We start from the raw sequence: 12,048 nt of genomic DNA on the forward strand, positions 1-12,048 counted from the left end.
TTAAATGAATATTTAGCTAATAAATATTCACTTTTATTTATCCTAATAACCGTCAGGATAGCTCTAACACCATTCCTGCTACCTTCGGAAGAGAAAAATGAATCATGTGCGATATTCCCAGCAATTGTCGTCATCTATTAGCGCTGCGCTGTTTGGCATGGCGATTTTGGCGTTGGGAATGGGACTCGGCCGTTTTCTCTTCACCCCCATGTTGCCCATCATGCTCAGCGAGAAACTGTTTACCTTCGACCAGCTCTCGTACCTTGCCAGCGCCAACTATGCGGGGTATCTGTTTGGTAGCCTACTGTTTGCTTTCAGCCGCCTGATCCCCCCCGCTTATACCAGCGCGACGCTGTTTGCCGCCGCTATCGCCACCGCCGTGCTGACATTCGCCATGGCCCTGACTCATGATTTTACCCTGACGCTGTTGATTCGTTTCACCGCCGGTATTGCCAGCGCTGGCATGATGATTTTCGGCTCATTAAGCATCATGCGCCTCACGCATGACTTTGGGGCTATCGCTGCGTTATATGCGGGCGTTGGCGTGGGGATCATCATGGGGAATGAGTTTGTCGTCGTCGGCCAACGCTATGCGCTGGACGCAGAGACCCTATGGTGGGGCGCGGGCCTGCTGTCCGCTTTGCTATTGATGGGAATGTGGCTGCTGACGCCACGGCGTGCCACTGCGCCAGCCAGCGTCGCTCCCACGCCGGTCAAACAGGAAACCATACTCTGGTGGCAGTTGGCGCTGCTATATGGACTCGCCGGCTTCGGCTACATCATTATCGCCACCTATCTGCCTCTGATGGCCAAGACACTGGCATTCCCGCTGCTTGCCAGCCACCTGTGGTCGCTGGTCGGTCTCGGCATCGTTCCCGGCTGCTTCATTTGGCTATGGGCCGCGGGTCGTTGGGGAACGCAGCAATGTCTGACGGCAAATCTTTTCCTGCAGGGAGCGTGCGTCCTGTTGACCTTGGTCAGCGACTCCCCCGTACTGTTAACCCTCAGCAGCATCGGCTTCGGCGCCACGTTCATGGGCACCACCTCGCTGGTGATGCCATTAGCCAAACGCATTCGCGTTCCGCGACATATCAATCTGCTCGGTCTCGTCACCTTGACTTACGGCATCGGGCAAATTGCCGGCCCCTTGCTGACCAGCGCGTTGAAATACGGTCCCCATGCGGTCGTCTCCGCCATTGTCTGCGGTGCCATCGCGTTATTTATTGCCTCTGGAATGAGTTATTTCACAACAGGAAATCGTCAATGTTCGATCAATCAAAGGAGATGAGTTATGGCTCGAACAACTATCGCAATATTGGGCGTAGGCCCAAGAGGGTTAAGTATTCTTGAACGTCTGATCACGCTTTATCAGCAATCACCACATTCAGATGGAATGGAAATCCTGCTCGTGGACCCCAATGAAATTGGCACGGGCGCTCACAGTCCTCAACAACCCGACCACCTGCTGGTCAACACCGTCGCCAGCCAAATTACGCTATTCGGTGACGAGTCGGTCAAAAATAGCGGCCCCATCCGCCGTGGGCTTAATTTTTGTGAGTGGGCCAGAGCACAGGGCTACCGAAACAAAAATGGCACTGAAGTTCAGGAAAACGACTACCTTCCCCGTCGGCTGCTGGGCGAATATCTCGGCTGGGGATACCACGAAATCACCCGCGGCCTGCCGCACGATCTCGTGATCCGCCATCGTCCGTACCGTGCCATCAACATGACCCTTCAGGACAACGGGAAAACCACCATTGCTCTGCAAGGCGGGACGTGCGTTACGGCCGATTTTGTTTTCCTCACCACCGGTCATGGGCACAATAGGCTGTCCATTGACGATCACGTGCTGCTGCAGTTCGTGGCCGCCAACCGCACGCAAAATCCCCGACTCCAGTATTTCAGCACGCCTTATCCAACCACGATGCTGGACGAGATATCGCCCCAGTCGCGTGTGCTGATTCAAGGTATGGGGCTTACCGCTTACGATGTGCTGTCGCAACTAACCTATGGCCGAGGAGGCATTTTCACAGAAGAGGGAGACCGATTGTTATACACGCCCAGCGGACGTGAACCGGATATCGCCCTGTTCTCCCGTCAGGCGCTGCCGTTTAGCAGCCGTGGCCGTAATCAAAAAGGCATCGGTGGGCAGTACCATCCCGCGTTCATCACTCTCGCCGTCATCGACAAACTTCGTCAGCAGACGCACTCCGACACGGGATCGTCGAAGTTGGATTTTGAAAAACAGATCCTGCCTCTGCTGGTGAAGGAGATGTGTTACGTCTATCGCAGCACTCTGGATAAGCACTGGCCGGATGCGGCGACGTATCAAGAAGATCCCGCGGATCGTCAACGTATCCTCGCACTGTTTTATCCACATCAGGGCATGTCATTCGCTTCTCTGCAGGCCTACACCGAGTTCTTTATGGCGCACCTGATTGACGATCTCCACGCCGCGGATCTAGGCAATATCGAGGGCGCGGTCAAAGCGGCTACCGATGTGATCCGAGATGTGCGCGACATTCTACGCTATGCGATCGATTTCGGCGGGCTGACGGGCGAATCCCATGAGCGTCTGTTAGAGCACTACGCGCCGGTGTTTAACCGCATCGCGGTGGGGCCGCCGTTAGTGCGCAATCGCGAACTGCTGGCGCTGATGGAAGCGGGAGTGGTCAAAGTTGCAGGGGGACCTGCGTCAACGCTGCTGCTCAACGCCCACTCGGGGTGTTTCGAGATTAACAGCACGTTTGCCGATACGAACAGCCGAACGGAATTCGATGTGCTGGTCAAAGCCAAGATCGACGGTTTCTCTGCGCTGCATGATGATTCTCCGTTTATCCACAACCTCATCACACAGGGAATTATCCGCCCCTTCATCAACCAGGGCTATCATCCCGGCGGGATAGATATCGATCGCAATCAGCATCCAATCTCCAGCGAAGGAGAAACGCAGAAATCACTATGGGCGCTGGGAGTCCTCGCAGAAGGACCGAACTTCTATACCTATGTGCTGCCGCGTCCGCAGGTTAACTCTCGCGCGCTGCAGGATGCCGGAAGATGCGTCACCGAAATGTATCAGCAGTTGGAACAGCTTTATTCCATGAATGATTCGAATGTGTTCTCGTAGTCCCATTACCTGAATAATTTTCAGGTCTACACCGGAGGAAACGATGCCATACGTCAATATCAAAGTGACACGGGAAGGCGTGACCGCTGACCAGAAAAAGCAATTGATCGAAGGCGCAACAAAATTGTTGGTAGACGTTTTAAACAAGAATCCCAGCACCACCGTCGTGGTGATTGAGGAGGTTGAAACGGATAACTGGGGCATCGGCGGCGTCCCCGTCACCGAATTGAGAAAAGGGAAATAAACTCGCGTAAAGATGCGGCGCAATAAGCGCCGCGCTTTGTACTAAAGACCGAACAGGCTGCCTATCAGCAGATAGAGGTTCAATGTCACCACCACGGCGACGATGATCCAGCCAATCAATTTCACCCACCGGCCGTTGACCAACTCGCCCATAAGTTCACGATCGTTGGTGAATAACAGCAGAGGAACCAGCGCCAGCGCAATGCCGAAGCTCAGCAGTACCTGACTCATGACGAGCACCCGCGTAGGGTCCATACCGCACAGGATGACGATAAACGATGGCAGCATGGTCACCGCTCTACGCAGCCACAGCGGTATTCTAAAGCGGACGAATCCCTGCATAACGACCTGCCCCGCCAGAGTTCCCACCACCGTCGAAGACAACCCCGCAATGACCAGACTGAGACCGAATATCGTCGCGGCTGCCTGTCCCAACAAGGGTTTAAGCGTTAAATACGCCTGATCCAGATCCGCAACGTGGGTGTTGCCGCTAAAGTGAAACGCCGCTGCGGCTGTCGCCATCATGGCGAGGTTGACGAATCCAGCGATGGTCATAGCCACGGCCACATCAAACTTCGTCGAAGCATAGCGATCGCTTCGAGTGTTGTCTTCCTCATGCTGCGTCAGCGACGAATGCAGATAAATGACGTGCGGCATAATAGTCGCACCCAGTACGCCTGCCGCCAGCAACACGGCGTCGGAGGTCGGCAGACTCGGGATAGCCATGCCGCGCGCAATCGATGCCAGCTCAGGACGAGAAAACATCAGCTCGACGATATAGGCCGCAGCGACAAACAGCAGCAGGCCGCCTATCACCATCTCAAGCGGCTTTTGCCCGCGCTGTTGCAGCATCAGTATCAGGAATGTAGCGATACCAGTCAGCACCGCACCTTCCAGCAAAGAGACGCCCAGCAGCAGTTTGAAGCCAATAGCGGCGCCAATGAACTCAGCCAGGTCGGTCGCCATAGCGATAATTTCAGCCTGTACCCAATAGGCCCAAACGGCAGGACGCGGAAAGCGGTCGCGAATATGCTCGGCAAGGTTTTTACCGGTCGCGATCCCCAACTTGGCGGAAAGCAGCTGAATCAGCATCGCCATGAGATTAGCCCATACGACCACCCACAATAGCTGATAGCCGTATGAAGCCCCGGCCTGAATATTGGTCGCGAAGTTACCAGGATCGATATAGCCGATCGCCGCGATAAACGCAGGCCCCATCAGGGAAAGTTTGATCTTCCTAGATGTACGGCTGACAGATGTGATAACGCGACTCTCCTGCATAAAATTGACCCTTCTAAACATACTGAAATTATACTCTCACAAATATGAGAATGATTATCAAGTGCATTTAGATCGGTAGAAATGATTATTCTGATAGGCAGAAATAATGATGTATGTCGACACAAAACCCTATGCGTTTCAGAAAACTAATATTAACAAAATATAAACAATGTGATGCTTCCAGCCTGAAAAAAAATCGGATCGGCATGAATCAGACGAGAATTGTTATCGAGTCGATACTTTGGAGGGGAGATAAAGGGGAAGAGAAAAAGCAGGTTCTCTTCGGAGCAGGTAGACATCCCACTGCTCCGAAGCAAAGCCAAAAGTATTACTCTTTCGCTTTTGATACCGCAACCATCGCCGGACGTAGCAGACGACCGTTCAGAGTGTAGCCTTTCTGCATGACCAGCATCACCTGATTAGGCTCGTGATCGGCAGATTCCATCATTGTCATAGCCTGATGAATTTCCGGGTTGAACGGGACATTCACATCCGCCACCACCTCAATGCCGAACTTGCGCACGACAGACAGCAGGGATTTCAACGTCAGTTCGACCCCTTCGATCATGGCTGTCAGCGCATCGTTGGACTTGTCTGCCGTTTCCAGCGCACGCTCCAGATTATCGATCACTGGCAACATCTCACCGGCAAATTTTTCCAGCGCAAACTTATGCGCTTTTTCAACGTCCAGCTCCGCACGGCGGCGAATATTCTCGCTCTCGGCGCGAGAACGCAGCACGCTTTCACGCTCACGTTGCTGTAACTCGCTCAGTTGCGCTTCCAGTTCGGCAATACGTTCATCTCGGGGATCAGCTGCTTCTGGCGTCTCAACAGAGGCGTCTGCTGCTTTCTTTTGATCCTGGACCTGTTCGTCCGGCGACTTCTGTTCTTTACTACTCATGAAATACTCCGCGGTTTTGGCATTCATCTCGCTTGTTCGCTTATTATGGGGATCATAACGGGGGTTTCAAGGGAACCCTGACATATTGCTCGGCTGAAAACACGGAACGCCTCTTCCCGTAAGGATTAACCGCCCAATGAATACAACATTTAACTGCATCGGTATCGTCGGTCATCCGCGGCATCCTTCCGCCCTGGCCACACACGAAATGCTCTATAAGTGGCTAACTGGTCAAGGATATTCCGTTATTCTTGAGCAACATATTGCCCAGGAACTGAACCTTACTGACGCCTTCACCGGCAGTCTGGCGGAAGTCGGGCAACAGGCCGACCTCGCCGTAGTGGTCGGTGGGGACGGCAACATGCTCGGCGCCGCGCGGGTGCTGTCCCGCTACGATATCAGCGTCATCGGCGTCAACCGAGGAAATCTCGGCTTTTTAACCGACCTGGACCCGGATCACGCCCAGCAACAGCTGAGCGACGTCCTCGCCGGACGCTATATTCGCGAAAGTCGCTTTATGCTGGAGGCTCAGGTGTGCCGGGCCAACCATATGAACAGCAGTAGCAGCGCCATCAACGAAGTCGTCCTTCATCCCGGCAAAGTTGCCCACATGATCGAGTTTGAAGTCTACATAGACGACAGTTTTGCCTTTTCACAGCGTTCAGACGGCTTGATTATCTCAACGCCCACCGGCTCCACCGCCTATTCCCTTTCCGGCGGCGGCCCAATCCTGAGTCCATCACTGGATGCCATCGCGCTGGTGCCCATGTTCCCTCATACGCTGTCCGCTCGGCCGCTCGTCATCAGCAACGACAGCACTATCAGACTAAAGTTTTCTCAAATTACCAATGACTTAGAGATAAGCTGCGACAGTCAAATCGCGCTACCTATACAGGAAGGCGAAGAGGTGTTGATTCGCCGCAGTCCTCACCACCTCAATCTGATCCATCCAGAAAATTATAATTACTTCAATACATTAAGCAGTAAATTAGGCTGGTCGAAAAAATTATTTTAATAAGTCAACCTAACTACTTTACTGTATAAAAAACCAGTTTATACTGTATGCATTAACACTTGTTTTTACATACAGGAAAAACATCATGCTGGCTCAACTCACTATCAGTAACTTCGCTATCGTGCGCGAACTGGAGATTGATTTTCAGGCAGGTATGAGCGTCATTACCGGAGAGACCGGGGCGGGCAAATCCATCGCGATTGATGCCTTGGGCCTTTGCCTCGGGAATCGCGCCGATGCCAGCATGGTTCGCCCCGGCGCGGCGCGCGCGGACATCTGCGCGCGGTTTTCTTTAGCAGATACGCCAGCCGCACTTGAGTGGCTGGAGCACAACCAGTTAGATGACAGCAACGAATGTCTTCTCCGCCGGGTAGTCGGAGCTGATGGGCGATCCCGCGGGTTCATCAACGGGACTGCCGTGCCGCTTTCCCAACTTCGTGAATTGGGTCAGCATTTAATTCAACTGCACGGTCAGCACGCCCATCAACTGCTGCTGAAACCCGAACATCAGCGATATCTGCTGGACGCTTATGCGGACGAACCGCAGCTACTGTCTGCGATGCGAGAAACTTGCCGTCAGTGGCACCATAGCTGCCGGGAGCTTGCTCAGCACCAGCAGGCCGCGATTGAGCGAGAGGCCCGACGCGAGCTGCTGCAGTACCAGTTAAAAGAATTGAACGAGTTTACGCCTCAAGCTGGCGAATACGAACAGATCGACGCCGAGTACAAACGTCTGGCCAATAGTGGGCAGTTACAGTCTTTGAGCCAACAGACGTTGCATATCCTCAGCGAAGGGGAAGAGCAAAACCTGCTCGGTATGTTACACAGCGCTCGTCAGACGCTGACCGAACTGGTTGGGCTGGACGAATCACTGTCTGGCATTCTGTCTTTACTCGACGAAGCCCATATTCAGATCAGCGAAGCCAGCGACGAGTTGCGTCACTACAGCGACCGCATGGAGCTTGATCCTGTCCGCCTGTATGAACTGGAGCAGCGGCTTTCCCGCCAGCTGTCGTTGTCTCGTAAACACCATGTCACGCCGGAAGAGCTACCTACGTTTTATCAGCAACTGCTGAACGAGCAGCAGTTGTTGGATCAGCAGGAAAGCGATCACGAGGCCTTGAGTCAGGCTGTACACGAATATCACCAACAGGCGCTGCATGCCGCTGAACAACTGCATACTCGTCGCTGCCAGCATGCTGAGGCGCTCTCCCTGTTGATTACAGAGAACATGCGCGAACTGGCAATGCCACACGGCCAATTCTCCATTCACGTCACCTTCGCGACCGAGCATCTCAGCATGACGGGGGCCGACCAAATCGAGTTTCGCGTCACAACCAACCCAGGACAGCCCCACCAACAATTGGCCAAGGTCGCATCAGGCGGGGAGCTGTCACGTATTGCATTGATTCTGCAAGTCATCACCGCACAGAAAATGGATACGCCGGCACTAATTTTCGATGAGGTGGATGTGGGAATTAGCGGTCCGACCGCGGCGATCGTAGGCAAAATGCTGCGCCAACTGGGTGAGTCCACGCAGGTGATGTGCGTGACCCATCTACCACAGGTCGCCGGTTGCGGGCACCATCATTACTTCGTCAGCAAACAGACTGACGGCGCAGAAACTGAAACACTGATGGAGCCTCTCGGCAAACGCGCTCGCCTTCAGGAGCTGGCCCGCCTGTTGGGAGGGAGCGCCGTGACCAAGAATACGCTGGCGAATGCCAAAGAGTTACTGGCCGCATAAAAACGTTCAACTTTTTCAGGTTCCTGAGGTCTTACATGGGCCTTGCCGGTTTTCAAGACAGGCAAGGTCTATTATCATCGGCAACCTATGCCCTTAAGGAATGAACTCACTATGCGCTGTAAAACGCTGACTGTCATCGCCGCGGTGGTCGCTGTTATGTTGACCGCCGGATGCTCCACTCTGGAGAAGGTGGTTTATCGCCCGGATATCAACCAGGGGAACTACTTAGCTCCGGCTGATGTCGCCAAGATCCATAATGGTATGACAAAACAACAGGTTGCTTATTCTCTGGGAACACCGATGTTGCAGGACCCGTTTGGTAGCGATACCTGGTTCTACGTATTCCGCCAGCAGCCAGGACATGAAGCCGTGAAACAGCAGACTTTGACGCTGAATTTCAACAGCCAAGGCATTCTGACCAGCATCGATAATAAGCCAGCGCTGAACTGATCGGCCAGTGTTGTCGGATAGGCTTTAGACTGTTGGGTTGAAGCCGAAGACGCCTGAAAAGCCTTCCTCTACGGGAAAGCTTTTCAGGTCATACCGAATTCTGGAAGCGTGCGATACGAGCGCGTGATTAAACGAGATACGCACAGTATGTCCATACGGGTGCGTCACGCAGCAGATGTCGGGAATAACGATTAAGTCAGTAGGTGGCTGTCGCTTCTTCGATTCTACGCTCGTGAAACTGCCACCCTTACTTTTTCCCTTTGACGGGGACTTTTCTGGCAACGAAATTAGTTAGGTTGGTTAGCTCGTTGGCCCACGTCGTCTAGCGTTTACTTTTTGAGTGTTCAGCCCTTTGTCGGCGCAACTCTTTGGGATCGGCAATCAAGGGTCGATAGATTTCAACGCGATCGCCTTCCTGCAACTTTTCATCCAGTTTGGCCGGGCGGCTAAAAATACCAATCTTATTAATATTGAGATCTATCTCGGGACGCAATGTCAGCAAACCCGACGCTTTGATCGCCTGCTCTACTGTACTACCCTCATTGAGCTGCAGCGGACGAAGAAACTGACGCTCCGGCAGCGCGTAAACCACCTCAACCCGTATCTCAGGCACTGTAAACCTCTTTGGCTCGTTCGGTAAAAGCCTGAACCATATTGTTCGCTAACTCTTTAAAGACTTTGCCGAAGGCCAGTTCAATCAGCGCATTTTTGAACTCAAAATCCAGGTCAAGCTCCACTTTACAAGCCTCTTCGCTCAGGGGGGTAAACCGCCAATCGCCTTTTAATTGCCGAAACGGGCCGTCAACCAGCTGCATTGAGATAGACTGGTTATCTGTCAGCGTATTTCGGGTTGTAAAGGTTTTACTAATGCCAGCTTTGGAAACATCAACCGCCGCAGTCATTTCCTCCGAAGAGGTGGATAAAACTCGGCTTCCTGAACATCCCGGTAAAAAAGCAGGGTAAGAAGGAACATCATTGACGAGTTTATACATTTGCTCGGCACTGTAGGGGACTAACGCAGAGCGATTGATTTTGGGCATACCATTTTCCAAGAGTCACAAATGCGCAAAATAATAGCACTTTCGGTCTTCGGATTAAAACGCCGGGAAAGTTGCCCCACGGCAGAACACAATGTCACTCTACACTTTGGCGGGGATTTCATTCCCTTAGACATCTAGTATAATGACGGCACTATGAAAAAGAAAAAAGCGTACAAACCCGGTTCCGCTACCATTGCGCAAAATAAGCGTGCTCGCCATGAGTATTTCATCGAAGAAGAATTTGAAGCTGGCCTTGAACTGCAAGGTTGGGAAGTCAAATCTCTGCGAGCGGGCAAAGCCAATATCAGCGACAGCTATGTGACCTTAAGAGACGGCGAAGCCTTTCTCTTTGGCGCCACCATTACACCGCTCAACGTTGCATCTTCACACGTTGTATGCGACCCCACTCGCACGCGCAAACTGTTGCTCAACAAACGTGAGATAGAATCGCTCATCGGCCGAGTCAGCCGCGAGGGTTATACCGTTGTCGCACTGTCGATGTACTGGAAAAATGCCTGGAGCAAAGTCAAAATCGGTGTAGCGAAAGGTAAACGAGATCACGATAAGCGCGACAATATCAAAGAACGTGAGTGGAAATTAGACAAAGCCCGTATCATGAAGAACGCAAACCGCTAAGCCGGTGGCTTAAGCGCGGTAAGTTCTGGTATAATAGCGAAAGTTTCTTGGGGCTGATTCTGGATTCGACGGGATTTGCAAAGCCCAAGGTGCATGCCGAGGGGCGGTTGGCCTCGTAAAAAGCCGCAAAAAAATAGTCGCAAACGACGAAAACTACGCTGTAGCAGCTTAATACCCTGCGTATAGCCCTCTCTCCCTAGCCTCCGCTCTTAGGACGGGGATCAAGAGAGGTCAAACCTAAAAGAGATCGCGTGGATGCCTTGCCTGGGGTTGAAGCGTTAAATCTAATCAGGCTAGTTTGTTAGTAGCGTGTCTGTCCGCAGCTACCAGGCGAATGTAAAGACTAGACTAAGCATGTAGTACCGACGGTAGAGTAATTCCGGACGGGGGTTCAAATCCCCCCAGCTCCACCAAAATTCTCCATCGGTGATTACCAGAGTCATCCGATGAAGTCCTAAGAGCCCGCACGGCGCAAGCCCTGCGGGCTTTTTTGTGTCTGCTGCTTGCTGTGGCAATCTTGTGGCTTCCACAACATTTAGGTGCCTTCAACATTTAGATACCTAGGCACGGTTACCCTGTTATCCTTTAACTAATACACATTGATGCGCGTGATATCATCATATTGCCCCCCCCTAATAAACTGGGCAACTCAGATCGCTTCATGCCAGAGCGGACATCATTGACTTCAATCCAAATACTTCAGGTCACAGGGAGCGAACAAGACTATTTTCTCACGCCAATTATCTGCGCTGTCAGATGCCGTGTTTTACCACCCTTTTAGCTGAAGTAATAATACCCATGGGCGACCTCCGGAACACTTAACCGATCATTAACTATTTTTAAATCACCAGCCAAACTTGCTCGTATATTGTTCAAGACAACAATGATTCACCATGTATGCCTGAGAGGTCTACGTGGGATCGCATTAAATATTTTAGCTAAACTCTCCTTTTATCTTAGTTACTTATGCCGAGCTATCTTTTCGCATCAGTTATGACTAATATGTTTCGTATTAGCCATGACTGATATGATAACTATGATCTCCCACCTAAACGCTAAGATGAAATTCCTGCGCGGTGTTGCCGAGAGAACGCGCCTCAATATCTTGCTTACACTTCGCGAAGGCGAGAAGACCGTCAACGATATCACCACACTGACCGGCGGAACCCAGTCCAATATCTCCCAACATCTCGCCTGCCTAAAGGGCTGCGGCATTATCAGCCGCCGTCAGGAGGGGAAATACTGTTATTACGCTCTGTCAGGGCCACACATGCTGGATTTTCTCAATATGCTTGACGTACTGATGGATGAAATTGGTTGCGACGTTGCCTGCTGCGGCATGAATGCCTCGCTGGTTCCGGGAGAAAAAGATGAACAAGAAGCCTGATTTAGGTGGCCGTAAAATCGGCCAGATCTCCGCTATAAAGCCGGGGCGACTTTGCGGCCGGGCTAACCTAACCATGAGCAAACAAAAATCCGCAAAACCAGCGCTAAGAGGGATATGGGAGGACACCTGTCAGAATGAGTGCAGTGCTCCAGCAACAGCCAAACCAGATAACACCTGTACAGATGCCTGTTGCATCCCGCCAGCAGAAGCGACGCCTATCG

12 protein-coding genes and 1 other RNA gene are annotated in these 12,048 nt (G+C 52.2%); 9 read left to right on the top strand and 4 right to left on the bottom strand.

The genetic code is table 11. The features are described from left to right. Positions 1-97: 97 nt before the first annotated feature. The 3 genes from BLU64_RS10975 to BLU64_RS10985 are packed head-to-tail and all read left to right on the top strand — an operon-like array spanning position 98 to position 3,371. Complete coding sequence (locus BLU64_RS10975; RefSeq protein WP_074728714.1) at positions 98-1,288, top strand: MFS transporter; 1,191 nt, start codon at positions 98-100, stop codon at positions 1,286-1,288. Between the two features lie 3 nt (positions 1,289-1,291). Further along, positions 1,292-3,127, top strand: coding sequence for an FAD/NAD(P)-binding protein (locus tag BLU64_RS10980; protein WP_026742186.1), 1,836 nt, complete (start codon positions 1,292-1,294; stop codon positions 3,125-3,127). A 43-nt stretch (positions 3,128-3,170) separates the two neighbouring features. Then, positions 3,171-3,371: a tautomerase family protein gene (locus BLU64_RS10985; protein ID WP_026738640.1), complete on the top strand. Its 201-nt coding sequence runs from the start codon at positions 3,171-3,173 to the stop codon at positions 3,369-3,371. A gap of 41 nt (positions 3,372-3,412) precedes the next feature. On the opposite strand, the gene BLU64_RS10990 is transcribed toward BLU64_RS10985, so the two are convergent. Both BLU64_RS10990 and grpE read right to left on the bottom strand, forming a co-directional pair. After that, the gene (locus BLU64_RS10990) at positions 3,413-4,651 is read right to left on the bottom strand and encodes an Nramp family divalent metal transporter (RefSeq protein ID WP_026742185.1); all 1,239 of its coding nucleotides are present in this window, start codon (positions 4,649-4,651) and stop codon (positions 3,413-3,415) included. Between the two features lie 328 nt (positions 4,652-4,979). After that, complete coding sequence (gene grpE / locus BLU64_RS10995) at positions 4,980-5,552, bottom strand: nucleotide exchange factor GrpE (RefSeq protein WP_026738638.1); 573 nt, start codon at positions 5,550-5,552, stop codon at positions 4,980-4,982. Positions 5,553-5,688: 136 nt separating this feature from the next. Between grpE and nadK the strand changes: the two genes are divergently transcribed. From nadK to bamE, 3 genes are all read left to right on the top strand, one after another. Continuing rightward, positions 5,689-6,567 carry an NAD(+) kinase gene (nadK, locus tag BLU64_RS11000; protein ID WP_026742183.1) on the top strand — a complete coding sequence of 293 codons (879 nt, stop codon included), beginning with the start codon at positions 5,689-5,691 and terminating at the stop codon, positions 6,565-6,567. Between the two features lie 85 nt (positions 6,568-6,652). Then, the gene (gene recN / locus BLU64_RS11005) at positions 6,653-8,314 is read left to right on the top strand and encodes a DNA repair protein RecN (protein ID WP_026742182.1); all 1,662 of its coding nucleotides are present in this window, start codon (positions 6,653-6,655) and stop codon (positions 8,312-8,314) included. 111 nt (positions 8,315-8,425) lie between these two features. Continuing rightward, on the top strand, positions 8,426-8,764 hold the full coding sequence (bamE, locus tag BLU64_RS11010) for an outer membrane protein assembly factor BamE (protein WP_026738635.1): 339 nt from the start codon (positions 8,426-8,428) through the stop codon (positions 8,762-8,764). A 322-nt stretch (positions 8,765-9,086) separates the two neighbouring features. Here the strand turns inward: bamE and BLU64_RS11015 are convergent, their stop codons facing one another. Next, on the bottom strand, positions 9,087-9,377 hold the full coding sequence (locus tag BLU64_RS11015) for an RnfH family protein (protein WP_026742181.1): 291 nt from the start codon (positions 9,375-9,377) through the stop codon (positions 9,087-9,089). After that, positions 9,370-9,804: a type II toxin-antitoxin system RatA family toxin gene (locus BLU64_RS11020; RefSeq protein ID WP_026742180.1), complete on the bottom strand. Its 435-nt coding sequence runs from the start codon at positions 9,802-9,804 to the stop codon at positions 9,370-9,372. Before BLU64_RS11020 ends, BLU64_RS11015 begins: the two co-directional genes overlap by 8 nt. Positions 9,805-9,957: 153 nt before the next feature. Between BLU64_RS11020 and smpB the strand changes: the two genes are divergently transcribed. From smpB to BLU64_RS11035, 3 genes are all read left to right on the top strand, one after another. Further along, entirely contained in the window at positions 9,958-10,440 is a 483-nt protein-coding gene (gene smpB / locus BLU64_RS11025) for an SsrA-binding protein SmpB (RefSeq protein WP_026742179.1), read from the top strand. A 49-nt stretch (positions 10,441-10,489) separates the two neighbouring features. Further along, positions 10,490-10,853: a transfer-messenger RNA gene (ssrA, locus tag BLU64_RS11030) on the top strand. A gap of 647 nt (positions 10,854-11,500) precedes the next feature. Continuing rightward, positions 11,501-11,827, top strand: coding sequence for an ArsR/SmtB family transcription factor (locus tag BLU64_RS11035; RefSeq protein ID WP_200873742.1), 327 nt, complete (start codon positions 11,501-11,503; stop codon positions 11,825-11,827). Positions 11,828-12,048 lie beyond the last annotated feature (221 nt).

Origin of the sequence: Lonsdalea quercina (assembly GCF_900107885.1) — a bacterium.
GTDB lineage: Bacteria > Pseudomonadota > Gammaproteobacteria > Enterobacterales > Enterobacteriaceae > Lonsdalea > Lonsdalea quercina.